Consider the following 26,041-nt stretch of genomic DNA (forward strand, 5'->3'; position numbering starts at 1 on the left):
CTAAAAGACCTGAATCAACTATATAGGCGTGCGTACTCAAACTATTGAACCGCCGTATACGGAACCGTACGTACGGTGGTGTGAGAGGACGACTAATCAACTAATGATTAGTCTCCTACTCGATTATTTTTAAACACTTATGCGATTAATACAAGACCTATACCAAATTTTTCTGGTTCTCCCAATCACTAACTTATGATAACTACATAAACTATTTTGAAACATCTATTTAGACGAAGCAGTACGGAGGGATTTTAAGTCATGACGCAACAGATTGCCGTAATAGGCGGTGATGCACGCTATCTGGAGCTAATACGCCAGCTTCAGGCATTGCCTGATACGAGAATTTCACTGGTAGGCTTTGACAAACTGGAACAAGGGTTTACCGGCTTAAACCAAACCGACTTTGCCGATTTGGACCAAGAGAAGATGGATGCCATCATTTTGCCGATCACCGGGACCGACCGCCAAGGATATGTGGAGACGGTTTTCTCCGATCAGAAAGTTCAATTGACGGATGAATGGTTTGAAGGGCTTGGGGAAAACACGGCTGTATTCACTGGCATTTCCAATGACTATTTGGATGCTGTGAGCAAATCATCAAATGTAGAACTTATTCCATTACTTAACCGGGATGATGTGGCCATTTATAATTCGATTCCAACAGCTGAAGGTATGATCATGATGGCGATTGAACATACCAATTACACGATTCATTCATCCCGTGTCATTGTTGTCGGGTTTGGCCGGGTAGGAAACACAGTAGCTAATAAATTTTCAGCGCTTGGTGCCAAGGTTTCGGTCTGTGCCAAAAGCATTATGGATCTGGCCAGAATAACCGAGTTGGGGCATACTGCTATCCCGTTTAATGAATTGCACAAGTTTACCCATGAGTGCGATTTATTAATTAATACGGTACCTGCTCAGGTTGTTACAAAAGATGCCATTCAGCATCTACCGCCGCATGGTATTATATTTGATCTTGCATCGAAACCTGGCGGCACCGATTTTGATTACGCGAAGCAGCGGGGTATTAAAGCGATTTTAGCAAAAAGCCTGCCTGGTATTGTTGCTCCGAAAACCGCCGGAAAGATTTTGGCTGATGTTATTAAACAATTTCTGCTTGTAAAGAGAGGAGAATAGTTGATGGGATTAAAAGGAAAGCGAATTGGCTTTGGTGTGACCGGGTCACACTGCACGTATGCTCAGGTATTTCCGCAGCTAAAAAAACTGATGGATGCCGGGGCAGATGTAGTCCCTATTGTATCCTATACAGTCCAAAATACGGATACTAAATTCGGCAAAGCGGCTGATCACGTTGCAAAAATTGAATCCATTACCGGCAAACGTGCTATTAAAACGATTCCGGATGCAGAGCCGTTAGGACCTGAACTTCCGCTTGACTGCATGGTCGTTGCACCGCTGACGGGGAATTCCATGAGCAAGCTGGCAAATGCATTGACCGACACCCCGGTTTTAATGGCCGTAAAGGCTACCATACGCAACCAGAACCCAATTGTTCTGGGAATATCTACGAACGACGCCCTGGGATTGAATGGTGTCAATTTGATGCGGCTCATGGCAAGTAAATTCTTTTATTTTATTCCATATGGCCAGGATAATCCCTATAAGAAGCCCAATTCACTCGTATCTTATATGGATTTATTGTATGATACTGTTGACTCGGCATTAAAGGAACAGCAACTTCAACCAGTGATCATTCCTCATATTGATGATAATATGATAGAATAAGATGAAACCAAACTTTTAGAGAGGTGTCTTACGGAATGGCAGAACATAATCCAGTTAACGTTGCAGTAGTGGGAGCTACTGGAGCAGTCGGGGAAAAGATCATTAAGATACTCGAAAAGAAGGATTTACCAATTAAAGAGTTGAAACTATTATCGTCTGAACGATCTGCAGGCAAAAAAGTGACATTTAACAATCAGGAGCTGATGGTTGAAGAAGCTCAGCCGGAAAGTTTCAGTAATATAGATATTGCTTTATTCTCAGCCGGAGGATCGATTTCAAAACAATTAGCACCTGAAGCGGTAAAACGCGGTGCTGTTGTTGTTGATAACACGAGTGCATATAGAATGGCTGACGACGTGCCGCTGGTTGTGCCTGAGGTAAATGAGGCGGATATTAAGTCGCACAATGGTATCATAGCAAATCCAAACTGTTCCACGATTCAAATGGTTGCGGTCTTGAAACCAATTCAGGAAGCATTTGGTCTGAGCCGGGTTATTGTTTCAACCTACCAGGCGGTGTCCGGAGCAGGAAACCACGCAAACGAGGAATTGAGAACCCAGACGGCACAATTCTTAAACAATGAGGAAATGACAGCCGAACTGCTGCCGGTTAAAGGCGATGAGAGGCACTACCCAATTGCTTTTAATGCACTCCCCCAAATCGATGTGTTTCAGGAAAACGGTTATACATTTGAAGAAATGAAAATGATTAATGAATCAAAGAAAATTCTTCATGCACAGGATTTACCTGTTTCAGCAACATGTGTCAGGCTGCCGTTTTTTACATCGCATGCCGAGAGTGTCTATGTTGATGTTGAAAAAGATGGTTTAAATGTTGAAGATGTATGGAGCGTACTAAATAGAGCTGATGGTGTCACACTTCAGGATGATCCAGCAACACAGACATACCCGACGCCCCTGAGTGCGACCAATAAGGAAGATGTGTTTGTCGGGCGTGTTCGCAAAGATTTGGATAGTGATAAAGGCTTCCATTTGTGGGTTGTGTCTGATAATCTGATCAAAGGTGCGGCATGGAATACAATTCAAATTGCAGAGCGTTTAATTGCTAATAAGTGGCTTTAAGATAGAGGTGGAACAATGCAGATATTAATTCAGAAATTCGGTGGTACCTCTGTTCAGACAGAAGAAAATCGTACTCACGTCATTCAGCATATTAAAAATGCACTCATGAACAATTACAAATTGGTTGTTGTTGTATCTGCATTAGGACGGAAACCAGCACCGTATGCAACAGACTCGCTGTTGGATCTTGTTGATTTTCCGAAGAACTATAATTCCAACCGGGAATTGGATATTCTGATGTCGTGTGGTGAAACGATTGCATCCGTTGTATTGTCAAATGAGCTGCAAAAAAACCACATTAGTTCAACAGCTTTGACAGGAGCCCAGGCAGGCTTCGTCACAAATGATGATTTTAACCAGGCGAAAATTAAAGAGGTAAAGCCGGATCGTGTGTTAAAAGAACTTAAAGAACATGATGTTGTCGTTGTAGCAGGTTTTCAAGGTCAGTCCTCAGGCGGCGAAATAACAACCATCGGCAGAGGCGGAAGTGACACAACAGCCGCTGCTATGGGAGCGGCTGTTGACGCTGAGCGGATCGAAATTTTCACCGATGTTAACGGCATTATGACTGCCGATCCGAGTATGGTGTCAACCGCAAGACCACTTAATATTGTAACATATACGGAGATCTGCAATCTTGCCTATCAGGGGGCCAAAGTCATTCACCCCAGGGCCGTTGAAATTGCTATGCAAGCGAAAATCCCTATGCGTGTACGTTCAACATATGTTGAGGATGAGGGTACGCTTATTACAGCATCTCGAATTCAGGAAATGGATACGGATATTCCGGATCGTTTGATTACCGGAATTGCGCATATGTCTTCAATAACACAAATAAGTGTTCAGACAAAAGAAGAAACCCATCAGCTGCAGTCGGATGTTTTTAAAGCAATGGCTGAAGCTGGCATCTCCGTTGACTTTATCAATATTTCACCTAACGGCGTGATTTATACTGTACCTGATGCACACACTAACAAAGCGGTTCACATTTTAGAAACACTTGGCTTTTATCCGGAAATAACCGAGAATTGTGCAAAGGTCTCTGCTGTAGGAGCGGGCATGACCGGTGTTCCGGGTGTCGCATCAAAAATTGTTCAATCGCTGACAGACGCCGGAGTTCAAATATTACAATCAGCTGACAGTCATACAACCATTTGGGTGCTTATCCATGAGAATGATTTAAAACCGGCAGTAAATGCGTTACATGATGTTTTTGCATTAAATGCTGCGGATAAAAACCTTGTATAGGTTCATGTGCAAAAAGGCATGATGGCGTTTTTTCGCATGTGATCACAAAAGTGAGTCTTCAATCAGCGGGAATCGTATTACCTTCTGCTGATTATTAGGGGAACAAACCCGGTTATATGCGGGATAAAATTTGATTAAGAAGGTGTTTTTGTGGGCTTTGGTAATTTAATGACGGCTATGGTAACGCCATTTGATGCGAATGGTCAGGTTGATTTTGCTAAAACAACGAAGCTGATTGAATATTTACTGAGCAATGGAAGCGAAGGTTTGGTTATTGGTGGAACAACAGGTGAATCCCCCACACTGACCACTGATGAAAAGATTGCACTTTTCAGGCATACTGTCAAAATGGTGAATAATCGGGTCCCGGTAATAGCTGGGTCAGGCAGTAATAGTACACATGCATCGATTGCATTAACCAAAGAAGCCGAAAAGGCCGGGGTAGACGGGGTTATGCTTGTGGCCCCTTATTATAATAAGCCGAACCAGGAAGGACTTTATCGTCATTTTGCCTCAATTGCAGGTGAAACAACGCTTCCGGTGATGTTATATAATATTCCCGGTCGCTCTGCTGTGAAAATCAGTGCGGAAACCATTATACAGTTAAGTCAAATCGAGAATATCGTCTCTGTGAAAGAAGCAAGCGGCGATCTTGATCTTGCAGCCGATGTTATTGAACATACAGCTGATGGCTTTAGTGTTTACAGTGGTGAGGACAGCATTACATTACCACTGCTGTCACTTGGAGCAAAAGGTGTTGTCTCAGTCGTATCCCATATAGCCGGTAATGATATGTCAGAAATGGTGGACGCGTATCAATCAGGTGATGTAATACGTGCGGCATCCATCCACCGCAAATTGCTTCCGGTCATGAAGGGGATGTTTGCACAGCCTTCACCGGTACCCGTCAAAACAGCACTGAATATGAAAGGTGTTGATGCTGGCGGTGTCCGTCTTCCATTGTCGGCTATGTCTGATACAGAGGGCGAAGCACTGCGAAATTTAATAAAATCTTAAAAATATCGGCGGCAAAAGCCGATATTTTTATGTTTAATTTGTATGGTTATCTCCTTTAGAGCTCATACTAACTGATAGTTATTAATATAACCAGTAGCGTTTGAAAAGGAGTGTCCATAAATGGAAAAGGAACCGTCAAAGAAAGATGATCAGAATCAAGGAGATCAGGCCAACAATTCATCACTGGTTCAAAAAATCCAACAATTAGGTCAATCAAATGTACCACAGGCTCCGGACTCAAACATTCATGTGCTGTCCATTATCGGACAGGTTGAAGGGCATGTCCAGCTGCCTGCACAAAATAAAACAACCAAATATGAACACTTATTGCCACAACTTATTGCAGTTGAGCAAAACCCTAAAATAGAAGGGCTGATTATCTTACTGAACACCGTCGGAGGTGATGTGGAAGCGGGACTTGCTTTATCTGAAATGATAGCCTCCATTTCTAAACCGACTGTTTCGATTGTATTGGGAGGTGGACATTCGATAGGTGTTCCGATTGCTGTTTCTGCCGATCACTCTTTCATAGCCCCGACTGCAACGATGACAATCCATCCGATTCGATTGAATGGACTAGTCATTGGTGTTCCGCAGACATTTGAATACATCGATAAGATGCAGGACAGGGTGATTGATTTTGTAGTTGGTCATTCAAACATTGATGGGGAAAAATTTAAAGAACTGATGTTTGCACAGGGGAATTTGACTCGGGATATCGGAACGAACGTTCTTGGAGAAAAGGCAGTTGAATATGGATTGATCGATGGTATCGGTGGTGTTAGTCACGCGATGGTTAAATTAAATGAAATGATTGGCGATAATAATGAGGGTACTGAAGAGCAGGTGATTCAGTGATGCTGTACACACCTCTATCAACAACAGATATCGTTCCATCAGCGGATGCGGATTTTCAAAAACGTCAGTGCGTTATGCATAACGGGAAACAGTTATATGTTGAAGAAATGGAAGACGGTCAACTTCAAGTCCTTCAATTGCTTTCCACTGACCCTAACGATTTTATGAACTCTGATTATCTTCCGGGTACGATTCTGCGCTAACCGGCGCTAAACATTGAAAATTGTGCTATAATGGAACTAATTGTCAAGAACCCCTTGCCCTGATGATTGGCAGGGGTTTATTGTTAAGTGCATTTTTATAGTTGAATTCCTTCTTTGGTATTGCTATTGTGCTGTTAACAAAGCTGACATAAGAGGCTATAATGTGTTTAAAGGAAGCGAGGTGACAATGTGGCAAAGAAAAAAAGGAGAAAAAAGAAGAATCAATTAAATAAACAGGTGAAATATGAGCTGCTTGGCTTGCTTTTTATTTTTCTTGCTATTTTTGGCAGTGGTGCCAGTGCTATAAGTGACGGGGCCATACCTGGAGGTCTTGAGCATATTTTTAGATTTTTTCTGGGAATCTGGTATTTTATCGCTTCAGTATTTTTGCTTATTACAGGGATTATACTGATGGTTAAACGTCGATATCCTTACTTTTCCAATAAGAAATTAGTAGGTTTTTATATTATTTTTGCCGGTATTTTATTACTCACACATATTCAGACGTATGAAAGGTTGCTGGCTTCCTCGGAAGACATATCGATTCTTAAGGCAACATGGGAGCAATTCTTTGCATTTGTAGAAGGTAATGGTGAGGCACTTCAAACCGGTGGCGGAATGGTTGGTGCTGTGCTGCTTACGTTTTGTTATTTTTTATTTTCTGCCGTCGGTGCCAAAATTGTAGCTGTGTTTTCAATATTAATAGGAATTATTTTTATGACAGAGTTTTCATTGGGCGAATTCTTTTCCAAGTGGAGCAAGCGCCTGGTTGAATGGATGAAATCGATTAAGAAGCGCATCTCATCAGCCAAAAAAGGACGTGAGACTTCAGATAGCGACATGACTTATAACACAGTCCCTGAGCCTAATGAAGATACGGCATCGGACGAGCCGGTTATTCAGGATTTTACGGATGTCGCTTATTCCTTTGACACACAGGATACAGACAGCCAGTCTGAAAGTGAATCTGAGGTAACTGATAACGTTCAAGCCGGTGAAGCAGAGAAAAAAGCAGATGATGTTAATCCACTGCCCATGACTGAGGCAGAAAATCATGAATATGAACTGCCTTCACCCAACATACTTGCGGAACCAACTCAGAGTTCACAGCAGCAAGAAAAGTCACAAATTCAAGCAACAGTCAGAAAGCTGGAACGGACGTTTAACAGTTTCGGAGTCAAAGCAAGAGTCACCAAGGTTCATGTTGGGCCGGCTGTTACAAAGTATGAGGTGTATCCCGAAGCCGGTGTAAAAGTCAGTAAGATTGTTAATCTGCATGATGATCTGGCACTTGCTCTGGCAGCAAAAGACATCCGCATTGAGGCACCTATCCCCGGAAAATCAGCTGTCGGTATCGAAGTCCCTAATCAGGAAATAGCCCAAGTGTCACTGAGGGAAGTCTTAGATAATTCATTAACAAAGCAATCTTCTAAACTATTATTTGCACTAGGCCGCGACATTTCAGGGGATGCGGTCCTGTCAGAACTGAGTAAAATGCCGCATATGCTCATTGCTGGTGCTACCGGAAGTGGTAAGAGTGTTTGTGTAAATGGAATTATTACGACGATTCTGATGCGTGCTAAGCCGCATGAAGTTAAGATGATGATGATTGATCCCAAAAAAGTTGAATTGAACGTATATAACGGCATACCGCACTTATTGACACCTGTTGTGACTGATCCGAAAAAAGCATCGAGAGCGCTAAAAAAAGTGGTCGCTGAAATGGAACGAAGATATGATTTATTTTCGGAGACAGGGACGCGTAATATCGAGGGGTACAATGAATACATTCACAAGTATAACCAAACAGTATCAGAAGAGGAAAAGCAGCCTAACTTGCCATATATCGTTGTGCTTGTAGACGAACTGGCTGATTTGATGATGGTCGCTTCCAATGAAGTTGAAGATGCCATTACGAGACTCGCTCAAATGGCACGCGCAGCAGGCATTCACCTGATCCTTGCGACACAGCGTCCATCAGTGGATGTCATTACAGGCGTCATTAAGGCAAACATTCCTTCCAGAATCGCATTTAGCGTATCTTCCGCTACTGATTCCCGTACCATTTTGGATTCAGGCGGTGCCGAAAAACTGTTGGGTCGCGGTGATATGCTGTTTATGCCGGTAGGATCCTCAAAACCTACCAGAGTGCAGGGAGCGTTTTTATCGGATGAAGAAGTTGAACGGGTTGTTGATCATTGCATTGATCAGCAAAAAGCTTCGTATCAGGAAGAAATGATCCCGGAGGAAACAAACGACGTTACAACGGATGTTGATGATGAGTTATATGATGATGCCGTACAAATGATAAGTGAAATGCAAAGTGCCAGTGTTTCTATGCTACAGCGGCGCTTTCGGATTGGTTATACAAGAGCGGCTCGTTTAATCGATGCAATGGAAGATCGTGGGATTGTCGGACCTTATGAGGGCAGTAAACCAAGAACGGTTCTTGTATCACAAAATGATGAAGAAAAAACCTCCTGAATCAAGCACAGAACGGACACGCCCTTTTCAAAGGCTGTCCGTTTTTGTCACTTAGTATGGTTTACGTAGTAGCCGGTGTTCCGGAATAATCGATCTCGGGTTTGAAATTTGTCTGTAAATAAATTTCAAAAAATTTGACCTATATCTGTTTATTTATCATGTGGAACATGTTATATTTATGTCGCAATATCGCTTAGTCATACGTCAGATGTCAGATCTCTGACATGGCAGTACATACTTAGCAAAATGTAAACAATAAAGGATAGGGGGATGTCATGTCGCTGAAAATCGATTCGCGCCACTTATATTTACAAGTTATTGATCAAATAAAACGTGATATTGAAAGCGGTCAATTCAAAGCGAAACAAAAACTGCCGTCGGAATTTCAACTTTCAAAAGAATTGGGGGTCTCCCGTGCGACACTGCGAGAAGCATTACGTATTCTAGAAGAGGAAAACATTGTGACACGTCGGCATGGTGTAGGTACATTCGTTAACCCCAAGTCTATTTTTTCGTCGGGGATTGAGCAGCTGAACAGTGTGACATATATGATCGAACAATCCGGCAAAACAGCCGGTTCGCAGTTTCTTTCTACTGAAATTTTGGAACCGTCGGAAGGTGAACAGGTCAAGTTTGAGCCGAAACAAATCAGTTCTCTGGTAAAGATAGAACGTGTCAGAACGGCAGATAATGATCCTGTTGTATTTTGTATTGACAAATTGCCGGAGGGTTTAATCCCTTTGAATCGTGTCCATAAAACAGACTCCTTATTCAGATTGATGGAAGAATTCTCCGGAAAACAAATAGCTTATGCTGTAACATATATTGAGCCTGTCAGTTATAACGCCCGGATTTATGAAATCCTAAAATGTGATCCTGAGCAGTCATTGCTGCTTCTTAAGCAAATGCACTATACGGACGATGATGAACCGGTGCTGTATTCTGCGAACTTCTTCCGAGCAGATGTATTCAGTTTCCACGTTTTAAGAAAACGCATGTAAGGGATTTCAACTATTCATTAAGGAGGTGATTGTGCAATAGTATCAAATGTGTCTTTTGCCCGTAACGTATGTTATCCAGCGTCATTTATTATTTAGGGGGTATGGAATGTGAATAATCGAAAACTTATTTTATTTCTTGCTTTAATGTTAAGTATGGGTATGCTTTTGGCAGCATGTGGCGGCGGCAATGATTCTAAAGAAGAAAGCTCAGGCTCTGATAATGGCTCGAACAATGGAGGTAGTGAGTCAAGTGAAGGTTCTTCAGATTTTTCGGCCGGGATGGTAACAGATGTCGGCGGTGTAGATGATAAATCTTTTAACCAGTCAGCATGGGAAGGACTACAGGCATGGGGCGAAGAACATGGTATGGAACAAGGCCAGGGTTTTGATTACGCACAGTCGAATAGTGATTCCGACTATGCGCCGAACCTGAACCGTATGGTACGTGAAGATTATAATATCGTTTTCGGTATTGGCTATAAACTGGCAGATGCGATTAAAGATGTCGCGGGTCAATATCCGGACACAAAGTTTGCGATTGTTGACTCTGTGGTTGAAGGTGATAACATCGCCAGTATCACATTCGCCGATCATGAAGGTTCTTTTCTTGCGGGAGTTGCAGCAGCAAACAAAACAAACACAGACAAGGTTGGCTTTATCGGGGGAACGGACTCCGATTTGATTAATAAATTCGAATCGGGATTTGTAGCAGGCGTTAAAACGGTTAACCCGGATATTGAAGTGGAAGTTCAGTATGCAGGTGCTTTTGATGCGCCTGATGAGGGCAAATTAATTGCTTCGAATATGTATAAAAACGATATCGATGTTATCTACCACTCATCAGGTGCCACCGGAAACGGTGTGTTTGCGCAGGCTAAGGATATCAAGAATAATGATCCCGAACGTAAAATCTGGGTAATTGGTGTAGACCGTGACCAACATAAAGAAGGACAAATCGGTGATCAGAATGTGACATTGACTTCTATGGTCAAACGGGTTGGAAACTCCGTTCAACAGGTAAGCAATATGGCGATGGAAGGTGAATTTCCCGGTGGTGAAGTGCTCGAATTTGGTGTGGAAGATGAAGGTGTAGGACTTGCGGATACGAATGAAGAGGATTATACCAAAGAAATCGCTGAAGCTGTTGATAAATGGAAACAAAAGATCATAGATGGTGAGGTCGATGTACCACAAACACATGATGAACTGGACAGCTACTTGGATGCATTGTAAGACAGATTGAGTGCGATTCAGCGGTGACTAACGCTGCTTGAAGTCTTAACCATGAATGCTAAGCGGGATATTACTCACCATGAAGTTGCGATTCTATTCATTTGAAAATCGTTTTGCTGAATAACGTTATCTTTTATAGAAAAGGCTGGTATAGCCAGTCTTTTTCTTTCGAATTGAATGTAAATTCTCAATTAAAGAGATTTATCCTTGCCCTTCTTATTTGTAACGCCAGAAAGTTATAAATTAAGGACGACCTTATAGAGGTTGTTCAAAAAGTCCGGTAAAAATGACACTTCGAATTTCTTCGTTGGCTTGTTTCTCCGCTGCTCATGTATCTAAAAGCATACATTCCGCTGCTCGAAACTGCGCCGCCTCGAACTTCTTGGTCCTTTTTATCCTCCTTTTTGAACACGCACTTATAAAAAATTTTCGCCATTCGCTAAAGGGCGAGGCGAATGCTACGTTTTTCTAAACAATCTAACGATCGCTTGCTCCCTTGATTTAATCAGCCGTTAAGAACTTAAAGGAGTGTTCAACTTGGATTATGTTGTTGAAATGATAGACATTCGGAAGGAATTTCCCGGTGTTATAGCCAATGATAACGTTACACTTCAGGTAAAAAAAGGTGAAATTCATGCTTTGTTAGGTGAAAATGGCGCTGGAAAATCAACCCTTATGAATGTGCTTTTCGGATTGTATCAGCCCGAAAAAGGTGAAATTCGTGTAAATGGTAAAACCGTTAAAATAACTGATCCGAATGTCGCGAATGATCTTGGTATCGGGATGGTGCATCAGCATTTTATGCTGGTGGAGCCATTTACGGTGACCCAAAATATCATTCTGGGAAGTGAACCGACGAAATTCGGTAAAATCAATTTTAAAGAGGCTGAGCGGGAGGTTCAGGAATTATCAGATCGGTATGGACTTGAAGTGGATGCTACCGCTAAAATAAGGGATATATCAGTGGGGATGCAGCAGCGTGTTGAAATACTCAAAACATTGTACCGCGGTGCGGAGGTTTTAATTTTCGACGAACCGACCGCTGTATTGACGCCGCAGGAAATCACCGAGCTGATGGGTATTATGCATTCATTGATTGCAGAAGGAAAATCAATCATTTTAATCACGCACAAACTGAAGGAGATAATGAAGATCAGTGACCGGTGTACCGTCATACGTAAAGGTGTCGGAATTGATACTCTGGATGTGAAGGATACATCTGTCACAGACCTGGCATCACTTATGGTCGGCAGGAATATCAGTTTTAATACTGTCAAGCGGCCTGCCAATCCAAAGGAAACGATACTGAGTATCCGGAATTTAAAAGTAAAAGATAAACGCAAAGTTGACATGGTTAAAGGCATGGAATTGGAAGTTCGAGCAGGAGAGATTGTTGGGATCGCAGGTGTTGATGGCAATGGACAATCGGAACTGCTCGAAGCGATTACCGGCCTGTTGAAGACAGAATCCGGTTCTGTCCGGTTAAAGAATCGCGACATTACGAATCTATCGCCACGTAAAGTTACAGAGAGCGGAATCGGCCATATTCCGCAGGACCGGCATAAATATGGTCTTGTTCTTGATTATTCAATTGGAGAGAACATGGTACTTCAGACATATTATCAAAAGCCTTTTTCCAAATATAAAACTCTCAACTATAAAGAGATCTTCCTAAAGGCAGAGCAGCTAATTAATGAATACGACGTCAGAACACCAGGCGTGCACACTAAAGCACGGGCTTTGTCAGGCGGAAATCAGCAAAAAGCGATTATCGGCCGCGAAGTTGACCGCTCTCCTGATCTGTTGATAGCAGCCCAGCCGACACGGGGGTTGGATGTCGGCGCAATAGAATTTATTCATAACAAATTAATAGAAGAACGTGACAAAGGAAAAGCCATTCTGCTGGTTTCGTTTGAATTGGATGAAATATTGGATGTTAGTGATCGGATTGCCGTTATGTTTGATGGTAAAAATGTTGCCGAGGTTATTCCCGAAGAAACGGATGAAAATGAACTGGGTTTACTGATGGCAGGCAGCAGTACGGAAAAGGCAGGTGACAAATAGTGAACGCTAATAGACTATTTAATATTCTTGTCCCGGTTATCTCTGTGCTTATCGGTCTTCTGGCCGGAGCATTCATGATGCTTGGTTTTGGCTATAATCCGATAACAGGATACACTGCTTTATGGAATGGTGCGTTTGGTGATTTATATTATTTTGGCGAAACCATCCGTCAGGTGACGCCTTACATATTTACCGGCTTGGCAGTTGCATTTGCTTTCAGATCAGGACTCCTGAATATCGGTGCGGAAGGCCAGGTTATTGTAGGCTGGCTTGCAGCCGTATGGGTAGGGACAACAGTTGAAGCACCTATGGTCATTCATCTTCCGTTAGCAATTATCGCTGCTGCGGTTGCCGGCGCCTTTTGGGGATTTATCCCAGGCATTTTAAAAGCAAGCCGCGGTGTTCATGAGGTGATTGTTACGATTATGCTGAATTACACAGCCCTGTATTCAGCCAATGCCATTGTCCGCAATGTTCTTTCCGATAATGAGGATAAAACACCCGATGTCGCAGCCACAGCTTCATTAGCCTCCGAGTGGTTTCAGAATTTAACTTATTTCTCACGTATGCATTATGGTATTTTTATCGCATTATTTGCTGCTGTTATCATGTGGTTTATTATTGAGCGGACATCAATGGGATATGAACTGAAATCAGTCGGATATAACGAATATGCTTCAAAATATGCAGGTATGAACGTTAAATGGAATATTATACTATCCATGATCATCTCTGGTGCATTTGCCGGTTTGGCAGGTGCCATGGAAGGACTGGGCACATTCGGGTATATGTCCGTTCAGTCGGGGTTTAATAATTTAGGTTTTGATGGAATAGCGGTAGCATTGCTGGGAGCCAATACTGCCTTTGGCGTTGTGCTTGCTGCATTTCTGTTCGGAGCGCTTAAAGTGGGCGCGTTAAATATGCCGACTGAAGCAGGCGTGCCAACTGAATTAGTCGATGTTATTATTGCGCTCATTATTTTCTGTGTCGCATCAAGCTATATTATTCGCTGGATACTGCTTCGTTTTAAAAAGGAGGGCAAATAAATGAGCTTGTTTGATCTATTGCAATCGATTATTCCGCAGGCATTATTCTTTTCGGCACCTTTAATATTTACGGCGTTGGGCGGGGTATTCAGTGAAAGGTCCGGTGTCATCAACATTGGACTGGAAGGTCTGATGGTTATGGGTGCATTTGTTGGCATTGTCTTTAACCTGACGTTCGCTGATGTATTTGGATCATGGACCCCGTGGGTATCGATTATTGCTGCGGCGGTCATATCAGCCATTTTCTCGTTGATCCATGCGGTCGCGGCCGTCTCGTTTCGAGCAGACCAGGTTGTCAGTGGGGTTGCTATTAATTTCCTGGCTTTAGGTTTAGGTGTGTTTCTCACTAAGCAATGGTATGGCAAAGGGCAGACAGATATTGTTTCACAACAATTTTTCACAAGTGATATTCCGCTTCTGGCAGATATTCCGATTATTGGGGCGATATTTTTCCAAGGGATTTATTTAACCTCTTATGTGGCTGTCGCTCTGGCATTTGCAGCATGGTTGGTGCTTTATAAAACGCCTTTTGGACTACGTCTGCGTTCTGTTGGTGAGCATCCGATGGCAGCTGATACGAATGGAATAAATGTTCCTAGGATGCGTTATATTGCCGTTATTTTGTCAGGAGCACTTGGTGGTTTGGGAGGATCCGTATTCGCTTTAACAATCGTGTTGAATTTCTCCCATGCGACCATTGTGGGACAAGGGTTTATGTCACTTGCGGCTGTTATTTTTGGAAAATGGCACCCATTAGGTGCAATGGGAGCAGCTTTGTTCTTTGGTTTTGCCCAGAGCCTGAGTGTTATCAGCGGCGGTGTTCCGTTTCTTGAAGATGTACCGCAAGTCTTTCTGTTGATTGCCCCATATGTATTGACGATTTTGGCATTGGCTGGTTTCATTGGACGTGCAGAAGCTCCAAAAGCCAATGGTGAACCTTATATTAAAGGGACAAGATAATGGTTAGCCTGAAAGCCTGAGTTGTTTTTTAGCAGTTAAGGAAGTATAAATGCTTCTTACTGCATAAGTGCCAACTAAGGCTTTCGCCATTAAAGCTTGTCGATATGCCAAGTTTTCTAATAACGTCAGAAAGTATAAATTATGGACGACCTTATAAGAAAAGCTTCGGCATTCGCTATAAGACGAGGCGAATGCCGAGTTTTTCTAATAAGCGGTCCAGGTTTTAGCTATAATATAATATGTATGAGCCACAATAAGAAGTACAGGTTTTAAGACATACGTAAGGGAGGATCCTGAGGAATGCATGAGCCTTATGAAGAGGTAGTGACTGAAAATGGCGTTCATTTTCACTTTGTACCTACCGAAAAATTCAAAACGATATCCTTCACGGCTAAATTTAAAGCGCCGTTGGAACAAGAAACGGTAACACAACGCGCATTACTTCCATATGTTCTGCAGCAGGGGACACAATCTTATCCGAATCGGCGTGTACTGCAGACGAAACTGGATCGTTTATATGGAGCCGTTCTATCAATCAACAGCACCAAAAAAGGGAATCATCACATTGTGACCATTCGTCTTGAAACAGCTAATCAAAAATTCATTTCGCATGAGTCCGATATCATTGATGAAGCTGTGGCGTTATTCCGAGAGATCATTTATGAACCGAATCAAGAACACAACGCTTTTCCTCAAATGGTTGTATCCAGGGAAAAGGATACGCTCAGACAGAAAATCAATGCCGCAACAGATGATAAAATGCTTTTTGCCAATATGCGTCTGATTGACGAGATGTGTCACGATGAACGGTATAAACTGCACATCCATGGTTATGAAGACGATATAGAACGAATAACGGCTGAAAATCTGTACACCTATTACCGGTCAATGCTGCAGAATGATCGGCTTGATATTTATGTAGCCGGCGATATGAACAGCAAAGCTTTGAAAGCCAAAATGCTTCCGGCTTTTCAGCGTGATGACTGCTTCGAGCCTAAGAAAGTTATTCGAGACACGGAAAAATATCCGGATCAGCCGAATATCGTTATAGAAAAACAGCAAATTCAACAGGCGAAGCTGCATTTCGGTTACCGGACCCATGTAACATTTGGGGATGAAGATTACGCTGCTTTGCAGGTTTTTAATGGTTTATTGGGTGGTTTTCCAAGTTCCAAATTATTTATTAATGTGCGGGAAAAGAATAGTCTGGCCTACTATGCTGCATCAAAGTTTGAAAGCCACAAAGGCTTATTGTTTATTTTTGGCGGTATCGCGCCTCAAGATTATGAGCATGCGAGAGATATCATGAAAGAACAGGTGCATGCTATGAAAAAAGGGGAATTCACCGAAGAAGAGATGACCAATACGAAAGATTTGATCGTTAACCAACTGCTTGAAACGATGGACAACTCACTAGGGATGATGGAATTGCTTTATCAGCAGGTTGCCGGTGAAATAACTCTTTCCCCGGAAGCGCTGATTGATGGCATTAAACATGTCAAAAAAGACGAGGTTATACAGGTCGCCAACAAATTGGATCTGGATACCATTTACCTATTGACCAGTCAGGAAGGTGATACCGATGGATAAAATGGTATATGACCAAATTGGAGAGACCGTCTACAAGGAGAAACTGGAAAATGGCCTGACTGTTTCCCTGCTGCCTAAGTCGGAAATGGCCAAAACATACAGTATATTTTCGACTAATTTCGGCTCGATTGACCAGACATTTGTCCCAATCAATGGAACGAAGCGAATAACTGTTCCTGAAGGTGTCGCACACTTTCTTGAGCACAAAATGTTTGAAAAAGAGGACCGGGATGTATTTGCCGATTTCGGCAAGCAAGGTGCATCACCAAATGCTTATACTTCGTTTACTAAAACAGCTTATTTATTCAGTGCTACCGGCCAAATTGAAAAAAATATTGAAACATTGCTTGATTTTGTTCAGAATCCATACTTTTCTGACGAATCGGTTGAGAAAGAAAAAGGGATTATCGCACAGGAAATTGAAATGTACAATGATCAGCCGGACTGGCAATCATTCATGGGTACACTGCGGGCTCTATTCCATCATCATCCGGTAAAAATTGATATTGCGGGCACGGTTGATTCCATTTCTACGATTACAAAAGATGATTTATATACCTGCTACAATACATTTTATCATCCTGAAAATATGACATTGTTCATTGCCGGTAATTTTGATGAACAACGGTTAATCAATCTGATCCGGCGAAATCAGGCATCCAAAAATTTTGCCCAACTGAAGACTATTAAACGTGATTATCCGGACGAGCCCGCTGCGGCAGCCAAGCAAGAGAACAAAATGACAATGCCTGTATCCGTCCCGAAATGTACAGTCGGTATTAAGGAGTCATCATTTGAACTGAGCGGTGATGAATTTTTGAAAAAAGATCTGCTGCAGGATATGATTGTCGATTTTTATTTTTCAAAAGGCGGGTCATTTTATCAGCAACTTTATGAGCAACAACTGATCGATGCGAGCTTTTGTTTTGAGACCACGCTGGAGAAAAATTTTGGCTATACGTTCATTGGCGGGAACACGCGTGACCCGGATCAATTTGTCCAAACAGTCCGGGAGTTGCTTATATCTACCCGTCATACGGTGTTCAGTCCTGAGCAAATAGACCGCATGAAGAAGAAGAAGATCGGCCAATTGCTAAAAGCTATGAATTCTTTGGAATTCATAGCCAACAGTTACATTCATTATGAAACAGCAGGTGCTAATCTGTTCGATATTATTCCGTTCATCCAGACATTGACGGGTGAAGACTTTAACCACTATGTTCAAAATTGGATTGATGATGAGCGTATAGCTGTTTGTAAAATAATGAAAGAATAGGGGATATTAATGGGGAAGAATGCATTGATAATCGGTGCAAGCGGCGATATCGGAGCAGCTATTTCCAAAAAACTTGCCGGCAATGGCTGGCAGCTGATTTTGCATTTCAATAAGAATAAACAGGCTATGGAAACCAATCGTATGTCCTTGGCAAGAGAATCAATCCTGATGGAAATTCAGGCTGATCTAAGCGATCAATCAGGAATGAGCCATCTTCTGGATCAACTCGTTTTTCCGGTGGATGCCATTATCTTTGCTGGTGGCAACGCACATTACGGGATGTTCCAGTATACCGATGAACACGTCATGGATGCGATGCTGGCATTACATGTGAAAGCTCCGTGGGTGATAACAAAACATATACTTCCGTTGATGATCCGTGAGCAGCGGGGGAGGATTATTTTTATCACATCGATATGGGGAGAATCCGGTGCCGGCAATGAGGTGATTTACTCATCTGTTAAGGGTGCACAAAACAGTTTTGTAAAAGCGCTGGCCAAAGAAACAGGTTCATCCGGTATTACAGTGAATGCAGTAAGCCCCGGCTTTATCGATACGAAAATGAATCAACACCTGTCAGAAGAGGAACGAGCGAAAATAATTCAGGACATTCCGGCCAACCGTGCCGGAACTTCGGATGATGTTGCCAACACCGTCAGTTTTCTTATGAATGACCAGTCAGATTATGTCCATGGAGAGATCATACATGTAAGCGGCGGTTGGAGGCCTTAGAAAAACTCGGCATTCGCCTCGCCTTATAGCGAATGCTGAAGCTTTTCTTATAAGGTCATCCATATTTTATACTTTCTGACGTTATTAAAAAATCATGCATAAACAGGCGTATAAATCAAATACTATCCATGTAAAAAATGTGAAGGAGGCAAATTTAAATGTCTGTTCTTGATAATTTTGACACATGGAAAGCTTTTTTGGCCGACAGACTTCAGCAGGCTGAGTCTCAGGGGATGGGGCAACAAACCATATCGAATATGGCTTATGAAGTTGGCGATTATCTGGCGTCCAATACAGATGCAAAAAACAACGAAGAAGCCGTGTTGCAGGAAATTTGGACTGCTGCATCGGAGGATGAGAGGCAGTCAATCGCCAGCGCAATGGTTAAATTGGTTCAAAACCAAGGAAATGCATAAATAAAAGATAAAGAAGCTGCCCGGGTATGCAGCTTCTTTATTTTTTCCTGAATAAAACAATAATCTCCTTTTCTTCATACGTGAAATACTTTATTATAGTAATATAGCAATATAATTCATTATGTACAAAACAGAGGAGTTTGCTATGGAGAAAACAGAGTGGTACCTTGAATATGAAATAAAATATAATCGCCCTGGTTTACTTGGGGATATCTCCTCGCTTTTAGGCATGCTTTCCATTAATATCATATCCATTAATGGCGTGGCTGTATCCCGGCGGGGTATGCTGCTTCTTTCCAGGAAAGAAGAGCAGATCACAAGGTTAAAATCAATTATGCAAACAATGGATACGATTGAGATAAAAAAAATACGCAAACCAAAACTGCGTGATAAACTTGCAGTCAGACACGGACGTTATATTCAAAGTGATGCGGATGACAGGAAAACATTCCGGTTTGTCAGAGATGATTTGGGGATTTTAGTCGATTTTATGGCTGAATTGTTTAAAAAAGAAGGGCACAAATTAATCGGAATTCGTGGAATGCCGCGCGTTGGCAAGACAGAGTCAGTTGTAGCGGCGAGTGTTTCCGCCAATAAGCGATGGTTGTTTGTTTCCAGCACGTTGCTTAAACAGACAATCCGAAATGAACTGATTAAAGATGAATATAATCATGATAATTTATACATTATTGATGGAATTGTTTCGACACGCCGAGCTAATGAACAACATTGGCAGCTTATCAGGGAAATTATGCAGCTTCCCGCCATCAAAGTTGTTGAACACCCTGATATGTTCGTCCAGGCTACTGAATATAAACTAAGTGATTTCGATTATATAATCGAACTGCGCAGCGATGAAAATGAAAAAATTACATATGAACCGGTGAACAATGGTTTCAGCCAGGAAGACGGCTTTTCGATGTTTGACTTTTAAAATGGATGGTGTTACGCATGGAGATTGGAGAAAAACTGAAGGAAGCAAGGGAAGAGCAAAACTTGACCCTGGAAAGTTTGCAAGAGACGACAAAAATACAAAAAAGATATCTTGAGGCAATTGAAGAGGGGAATTTCAAACTATTGCCCGGAACTTTTTACGCGCGAGCTTTTATAAAAGAATATGCTGCGGCAGTTGGACTCGATGCCAACGAATTGCTGGCAGAATATGAAGGAGAGATTCCGCAAGCTGATGATGAGCATACCACTCAATATGCACATATTCACCGTTCACGCAAAGATAATAACGCAACGAAAAACACCAATATCTTTTCCTTTATCCCGACTATGATTGTCGTTTTGCTAGTGATAGGGATCATTTTCGTGATATGGTTTTTTTATCAGGGAACGGTTTCTGAGGAAAGCAAAAACCCCGTACAGCAGCAGAACGATCAAGAGGTATCATATGATAGTGATGAAAATAATCAGACTAGTGGCCAGACTGGAGACTCCGGCAGTGAATCAGATTCAGCTGATGGTTCGGAACCGGAAAACTCAAATGATGATAGCGTGGAACAGACTGAGGAGTCTAAACCTGAATTCGCTGTAGAGGAGAAAGGAACAAGCAACTCACCTGAATCAACTGTCACGTTAGAAAATGCGAGTGATGACACAACGGCCACTATTGAAGCATCGGGGGAGTCATGGCTTGATGTGCAAAATGATGCAGGTGAATCACTGTTTTCGGGTATGGTTAGCACTGAGAATTCTCCTGTTGAGATGGATTTATCCGGGACGGACCGTGTATGGTTCAGTGTCGGCAACGCACCATCTTTGAAAATTTCGATTGACGGGACTGAACTGGAATACCCGGTTAACCCCGAGGAAAAAGTATATCAAAAAATTTGGGTTAACATCAAAAGAGCGGGGGAATAGTTAAAATCAAATGGAAGTTATGTTTCGAAACCCTTCCTTGCTCTAACGGGAAGGGTTTTACATGCAGGAGGGAACTAGTTTGAATATACCAAACAGGATGACACTTTCACGAATTCTTTTAATACCTGTTTTCATTATTTTACTGAGCGTTCCATTTAACTGGGGCGAATGGGATATAGGGGATGCAACATTACCTGTTCCACATTTTGCTGCTGCAGTATTATTTATCATGGCAGCTGTTACTGATTGGGTCGATGGATACTATGCCAGAAAGTATAATTTAGTAACGAATCTGGGGAAGTTTTTAGACCCGCTTGCTGATAAATTGCTTGTTGCGGCGGCATTGATCTTATTGGTGGAACTTGGGATGGCTCCCGGTTGGGTCGCCATTGTTATTATTAGCAGGGAACTGGCTGTAACAGGCTTGCGTCTTGTAGCAGCAGGTGAAGGAATTGTGCTTGCAGCAGGAAGCATGGGAAAACTAAAGACAGCAACTCAAATGATTGCAATTTCTGTATTGCTGCTGCATGATTTTCCGTTTTCCTATACAGCCATTTCGTTTGGCATAGTGATGCTGTATATATCCTTATTTTTCACTGTTGCGTCCGGATATGATTATTTTGTAAAGAATTGGCATGTCATGAGGGATTCTAAATGAAAAAAAATTTGAATGCTGAAATTGTTGCAGTTGGTACGGAATTACTGCTGGGCCAGATTGCCAACACGAACGCACAATGGATTTCAGAAACGTTAGCTTCAATTGGTATAGATGTTCATCATCATGTTGTTGTTGGTGATAATTTAAGACGGGTTGAAGAACAGTTCCGGATTTCCGGTAATCGGGCTGATATCATTATTGTTACAGGCGGCTTGGGTCCGACTGATGATGACTTAACCCGCGAGGCCTTCCAGCAAATAACCGGCATGGAAATAATAGAACACGAACCAGCTATGAAGAAAATTGAAGCTTTTTTTCAAAAACAAAATACGGTTATGACCCCGAATAATAGAAAGCAGGCACGTGTCTTTGCCGGCTCTGACGTTATCGAAAATCAGACAGGGATGGCATCAGGCATGTCGCTTTCTTATGCGGATAAAATGTGGTTCTTTTTACCTGGTGTGCCAAGGGAAATGAAACAGATGATGGCAGATAGTGTTGTGCCGCATCTTCAACATATATCAGGTCAAGAGACAGTGATTAAATCAACGATGCTTCGTTTCGCCGGCATTGGGGAATCTACGCTTGAACATGAGCTTCAGGATATAATTCGGCACCAGATGAATCCGACCATTGCACCTCTAGCTCAAAATAAAGGTGTAGGCATCAGACTGACAGCAAAAGCAGCAACTAATGAGGAGGCTGCTGAATTGATTGGCCGGAAGAAAAAAGAAATTATCGACAGAGTTGGACGTCATTATTACGGCGCTGACGATCAAACGCTGGAAGAGAAGGTTCTGGCATTGTTGAAACAAGCAAATAAATCGATTGGAGCAGCTGAAAGTTTAACAGGCGGGATGTTTACAGACAAACTGATAGCTGTCCCCGGTGCTTCTGATGTATGCCCCGGTGGTATTGTTTGCTATGATACAAAGGTAAAAGAAAACGTACTTCAGATTCCTCAAAATATCATTCACCAGTATGGAACCATCAGTAAAGAATGTGCTGCAGCTATGGCTGAAAATACCTCTAGCTTGCTGGATACTGATATTGGAATCAGCTTTACGGGGGTTGCCGGCCCTGATAGTGTGGAGGGGTACGAAGCAGGAACCGTATATATTGCCTTGCATCATAAATCAGGGAATCTGGCCAGAAAATTCAGTTTTTCGGGCGACCGTCAGGCAATTCGGAAGCGGGCTGTCAGGAAAGGCTTTGAACTTTTATTTGATTTATTAAATTGAAGTTATCGGGCAGCATTTTTAAGTGAAATTCATTTTTTGTATCTTGTTATCTATTAAAATCTCTTTTAAAGGAATATTTATCTATCCAAAGTACGGGAACATTTATTCGTTTTTTCTTGGCAAACTTCTAAAAAAAGAGTATGATGTAACTAGTTCATTCATAAGGAGGTAAGCGCGTTGGGAGATAAAAAACAAGCTTTAGATATGGCGTTAAAACAAATTGAAAAACAATTCGGCAAGGGCTCAATCATGAAACTTGGTGAGCAGGAAGGTCAAAAGGTTGCAACGATTCCAAGCGGATCGCTCGCGTTGGATGTCGCTTTGGGGATTGGTGGTTATCCGCGGGGACGTGTCGTTGAAATTTATGGTCCGGAATCTTCAGGTAAGACAACTGTTGCACTGCACGCGATCGCGGAAGCTCAACAGCAGGGCGGACAAGCTGCATTTATTGATGCCGAGCATGCTCTTGACCCGACATATGCACGGGCTCTTGGTGTTGATATTGAAGAATTGCTTTTATCACAGCCTGATACGGGAGAACAAGCGCTTGAGATCGCGGAAGCCCTTGTCCGCAGCGGTGCGGTTGATATAATTGTAGTCGACTCGGTGGCTGCACTGGTTCCGAAAGCAGAAATTGAAGGTGAAATGGGCGACTCACACGTCGGTTTGCAAGCACGCCTGATGTCACAGGCGCTAAGAAAACTTTCCGGAGCCATCAATAAATCCAAAACAACAGCTGTTTTTATTAACCAGATCAGAGAAAAAGTGGGCGTGATGTTCGGTAACCCGGAAACGACCCCGGGCGGCCGTGCTCTCAAGTTTTATTCATCTGTCAGACTGGAAGTACGTCGTGCTGAAACGTTAAAACAAGGTAATGAGATGATAGGGAATAAAGCCAGATTAAAAGTTGTCAAGAATAAGGTGGCCCCGCCGTTCAAACAGGCGGAAGTTGATATTATGTATGGCGAAGGGATTTCCAAGGAAGGCGAGATACTGGATGTAGGTTCAAACCTTGATATCATTCAAAAAAGCGGCGCATGGTATTCCTATAATGGAGAACGCCTTGGACAAGGCAGGGAGAATGCCAAACAATTTTTAAAAGAAAACGGCAACATTAAGATGGAAATCCATCATGCGATCCGGGATCACTATAATATGGATGAAGAACCTGAAGAAGAGCCCGAAGAGGGATCTGAGAAAGACGACCAGGAAAGACTGGATGTTTAATCCCAATAATTGTGAATCCTTTGCTGGCATAAGCTGGTGAAGGGTTTTTTTATAACGTCAGAAAGTATAAATGATGGATGACCTTATAAGAAAAGCTTCGGCATTCGCTATAAGACGAGGCGAATGCCGAGTTTTTCTAAAGATTTATGATATTCACGCTGGCGACTATTACGATTTCTTGACATTCACTGAAGGTAACAGTAAAATTAAATTGTATAATTTTCTATTAGAGGCTGTTCAAAAAGTCCGGTAAAAATGACATTTCGAAATTCTTCGATGGCTTGTTTCTTCGCGGTTCATGTATCTAAATGCATACATTCCGCTGCTCGAAACTGCGCCGCCTCGAACTTCTCGATCCTTTTTATCCTCCTTTTTGAACACGCACTATTACGTTATACGATAAATTATTTATTATTGAACATTGCACATGCCGACAATAATGAATCAATTAAAAACTTTATAGCAATAGGAGGTGAAACCATGGATAATCCCTTAATCATCTCCATTTTGCTTGCCGTAATCCTAATCGTCGGTATTGTTGTTGGTTATCTGGTTCGTAAATCTATTGCAGAAGCTAAGATTTCCAGTGCGGAAAATTTAGCTAAACAAATAGTAGATGAGGCACATCGTAATGCGGATGCTGCCAAAAAAGAAGCACTTCTTGAGGCGAAAGATGAAACTCATAATCTTCGTCAGCAGACAGAAGAGGACCTACGTGAACGGCGATTGGATGTACAAAAACAGGAAAATCGTCTGATGCAAAAAGAAGAGAATCTGGACAGAAAAGACGAAGCGCTGGATAAGCGTGAAACAACGCTGGAGGGAAGGGAAGAATCACTAACAGAAAAACAACAACAAGTTGAAGAAATGGAAAGCAAAGTGGAAGCGATGCTTAATGAGCAGCAAACGGAGCTTGAACGGATTTCCGGTTATACAACTGACCAGGCAAAACAGGTTATTTTAGATCGGGTTGAAAAAGAGGTCAGTCACGAATCAGCCTTAATGATCAAAGAAGCCGAAAATCGTGCCAAAGAGGAAGCAGACAAAAAGGCCAAGAGCATTCTTTCACTGGCCCTGCAGCGCTGTGCTGCAGATCATGTTGCTGAAACAACTGTCTCCGTCGTCAATCTTCCGAACGATGAAATGAAAGGGCGGATTATTGGCCGCGAAGGTCGGAACATCCGTACACTTGAAACATTGACAGGCATTGATTTAATCATTGATGATACACCGGAGGCGGTCGTTCTGTCAGGATTTGATCCAATACGGCGGGAAATTGCCCGAATGGCATTGGAAAGACTCGTTCAGGATGGCAGAATTCATCCGGCCAGGATTGAAGAAATGGTTGATAAGGCCAGACGTGATGTTGATGACTACATTCGTGAGGTTGGTGAAGAGACTACATTTGAAGTTGGTATACACGGCTTGCATCCCGATCTCATCAAAATCCTTGGCCGTTTGAAATATCGTACAAGTTATGGTCAGAATGTATTGAAGCACTCCACAGAGGTTGCATATCTCTCAGGATTGCTTGCTGCTGAGTTGGGCGAAGATGAAACTCTGGCAAGAAGAGCCGGCTTACTTCATGATATTGGTAAAGCTATTGATCATGAGGTTGAGGGAAGCCATGTTGAAATTGGCAAAGAACTTGGAATCAAGTACAAAGAACATGAGGTTGTTATTAATTCAATTGCATCTCATCACGGTGATGAAGAGGCGACTTCCACTATTTCAGTCCTGGTTGCTGCAGCCGACGCGCTATCAGCTGCCAGACCAGGAGCCAGAAGTGAAACATTGGAAAACTATATTAAACGTCTCGAAAAGCTGGAAGAAATTTCGGAGTCTTTCGCGGGTGTAGAAAAGTCATTCGCCATTCAAGCTGGAAGAGAAATCAGAATAATGGTTAAACCTGATGAGATCAATGATATTGATTCAGTACGAATTGCACGCGATATTCGTAAACAAATTGAAAATCAACTTGATTATCCGGGGCATATTAAAGTTACTGTCATTAGAGAAACAAGATCAGTAGAGTATGCAAAGTAAATTCAAAAAATGTAAGTGCAGCGACCGACGTTTACAGG

23 protein-coding genes are annotated in these 26,041 nt (G+C 42.3%); all 23 read left to right on the top strand.

The features are described from left to right. The first annotated feature begins 261 nt into the window (after positions 1-261). Positions 262-1,143 (top strand): dipicolinic acid synthetase subunit A, encoded by an 882-nt coding sequence (dpaA, locus tag IEW67_RS11750; RefSeq protein ID WP_188633271.1) that lies wholly within the window; start codon positions 262-264, stop codon positions 1,141-1,143. Between the two features lie 3 nt (positions 1,144-1,146). Further along, positions 1,147-1,752 carry a dipicolinate synthase subunit B gene (gene dpaB / locus IEW67_RS11755; RefSeq protein WP_188633272.1) on the top strand — a complete coding sequence of 202 codons (606 nt, stop codon included), beginning with the start codon at positions 1,147-1,149 and terminating at the stop codon, positions 1,750-1,752. 35 nt (positions 1,753-1,787) lie between these two features. Beyond that, complete coding sequence (gene asd / locus IEW67_RS11760) at positions 1,788-2,834, top strand: aspartate-semialdehyde dehydrogenase (RefSeq protein ID WP_188633273.1); 1,047 nt, start codon at positions 1,788-1,790, stop codon at positions 2,832-2,834. 15 nt (positions 2,835-2,849) lie between these two features. Then, positions 2,850-4,082 (top strand): aspartate kinase, encoded by a 1,233-nt coding sequence (gene dapG, locus IEW67_RS11765; protein WP_188633274.1) that lies wholly within the window; start codon positions 2,850-2,852, stop codon positions 4,080-4,082. 168 nt (positions 4,083-4,250) lie between these two features. Next, positions 4,251-5,099 carry a 4-hydroxy-tetrahydrodipicolinate synthase gene (dapA, locus tag IEW67_RS11770; protein WP_188633300.1) on the top strand — a complete coding sequence of 283 codons (849 nt, stop codon included), beginning with the start codon at positions 4,251-4,253 and terminating at the stop codon, positions 5,097-5,099. Positions 5,100-5,219: 120 nt separating this feature from the next. Further along, the gene (locus IEW67_RS11775; protein WP_188633275.1) at positions 5,220-5,957 is read left to right on the top strand and encodes a ClpP family protease; all 738 of its coding nucleotides are present in this window, start codon (positions 5,220-5,222) and stop codon (positions 5,955-5,957) included. After that, on the top strand, positions 5,957-6,160 hold the full coding sequence (locus IEW67_RS11780; protein WP_188633276.1) for a YlzJ-like family protein: 204 nt from the start codon (positions 5,957-5,959) through the stop codon (positions 6,158-6,160). Before IEW67_RS11775 ends, IEW67_RS11780 begins: the two co-directional genes overlap by 1 nt. Before the next feature lie 189 nt (positions 6,161-6,349). Then, on the top strand, positions 6,350-8,644 hold the full coding sequence (locus IEW67_RS11785; protein ID WP_188633277.1) for an FtsK/SpoIIIE family DNA translocase: 2,295 nt from the start codon (positions 6,350-6,352) through the stop codon (positions 8,642-8,644). Positions 8,645-8,919: 275 nt separating this feature from the next. Then, positions 8,920-9,645, top strand: coding sequence for a GntR family transcriptional regulator (locus tag IEW67_RS11790; RefSeq protein ID WP_188633278.1), 726 nt, complete (start codon positions 8,920-8,922; stop codon positions 9,643-9,645). Positions 9,646-9,753: 108 nt separating this feature from the next. Further along, positions 9,754-10,878: a BMP family lipoprotein gene (locus IEW67_RS11795; protein WP_188633279.1), complete on the top strand. Its 1,125-nt coding sequence runs from the start codon at positions 9,754-9,756 to the stop codon at positions 10,876-10,878. A gap of 537 nt (positions 10,879-11,415) precedes the next feature. Continuing rightward, positions 11,416-12,942 (top strand): ABC transporter ATP-binding protein, encoded by a 1,527-nt coding sequence (locus tag IEW67_RS11800; protein WP_188633280.1) that lies wholly within the window; start codon positions 11,416-11,418, stop codon positions 12,940-12,942. Then, complete coding sequence (locus IEW67_RS11805) at positions 12,942-13,988, top strand: ABC transporter permease (protein ID WP_188633281.1); 1,047 nt, start codon at positions 12,942-12,944, stop codon at positions 13,986-13,988. The genes IEW67_RS11800 and IEW67_RS11805 overlap by 1 nt, the downstream gene beginning before the upstream one ends. Beyond that, positions 13,989-14,948: an ABC transporter permease gene (locus IEW67_RS11810; RefSeq protein WP_188633282.1), complete on the top strand. Its 960-nt coding sequence runs from the start codon at positions 13,989-13,991 to the stop codon at positions 14,946-14,948. It abuts the gene before it with no gap. Between the two features lie 300 nt (positions 14,949-15,248). Further along, complete coding sequence (gene yfmF, locus IEW67_RS11815) at positions 15,249-16,538, top strand: EF-P 5-aminopentanol modification-associated protein YfmF (protein ID WP_188633283.1); 1,290 nt, start codon at positions 15,249-15,251, stop codon at positions 16,536-16,538. Beyond that, on the top strand, positions 16,531-17,814 hold the full coding sequence (gene yfmH, locus IEW67_RS11820) for an EF-P 5-aminopentanol modification-associated protein YfmH (protein WP_188633284.1): 1,284 nt from the start codon (positions 16,531-16,533) through the stop codon (positions 17,812-17,814). Before yfmF ends, yfmH begins: the two co-directional genes overlap by 8 nt. 9 nt (positions 17,815-17,823) lie before the next feature. After that, positions 17,824-18,546 (top strand): elongation factor P 5-aminopentanone reductase, encoded by a 723-nt coding sequence (ymfI, locus tag IEW67_RS11825; RefSeq protein WP_188633285.1) that lies wholly within the window; start codon positions 17,824-17,826, stop codon positions 18,544-18,546. Positions 18,547-18,704: 158 nt separating this feature from the next. Further along, positions 18,705-18,962 carry a DUF3243 domain-containing protein gene (locus tag IEW67_RS11830; RefSeq protein ID WP_188633286.1) on the top strand — a complete coding sequence of 86 codons (258 nt, stop codon included), beginning with the start codon at positions 18,705-18,707 and terminating at the stop codon, positions 18,960-18,962. Between the two features lie 145 nt (positions 18,963-19,107). Next, positions 19,108-19,896: a YmfK family protein gene (locus tag IEW67_RS11835; protein WP_188633287.1), complete on the top strand. Its 789-nt coding sequence runs from the start codon at positions 19,108-19,110 to the stop codon at positions 19,894-19,896. Positions 19,897-19,913: 17 nt separating this feature from the next. After that, on the top strand, positions 19,914-20,831 hold the full coding sequence (locus IEW67_RS11840; protein WP_188633288.1) for a helix-turn-helix domain-containing protein: 918 nt from the start codon (positions 19,914-19,916) through the stop codon (positions 20,829-20,831). 79 nt (positions 20,832-20,910) lie between these two features. Beyond that, positions 20,911-21,489, top strand: coding sequence for a CDP-diacylglycerol--glycerol-3-phosphate 3-phosphatidyltransferase (gene pgsA, locus IEW67_RS11845; RefSeq protein ID WP_188633289.1), 579 nt, complete (start codon positions 20,911-20,913; stop codon positions 21,487-21,489). Then, positions 21,486-22,730 (top strand): competence/damage-inducible protein A, encoded by a 1,245-nt coding sequence (locus tag IEW67_RS11850; RefSeq protein ID WP_188633290.1) that lies wholly within the window; start codon positions 21,486-21,488, stop codon positions 22,728-22,730. Before pgsA ends, IEW67_RS11850 begins: the two co-directional genes overlap by 4 nt. 177 nt (positions 22,731-22,907) lie before the next feature. After that, complete coding sequence (recA, locus tag IEW67_RS11855) at positions 22,908-23,957, top strand: recombinase RecA (RefSeq protein ID WP_188633291.1); 1,050 nt, start codon at positions 22,908-22,910, stop codon at positions 23,955-23,957. 480 nt (positions 23,958-24,437) lie between these two features. Next, complete coding sequence (gene rny, locus IEW67_RS11860; protein WP_188633292.1) at positions 24,438-26,003, top strand: ribonuclease Y; 1,566 nt, start codon at positions 24,438-24,440, stop codon at positions 26,001-26,003. The last annotated feature ends 38 nt before the right edge of the window (positions 26,004-26,041 follow it).

The sequence above is a fragment of the Lentibacillus kapialis genome (assembly GCF_014646635.1).
Lineage (GTDB): Bacteria > Bacillota > Bacilli > Bacillales > Amphibacillaceae > Lentibacillus > Lentibacillus kapialis.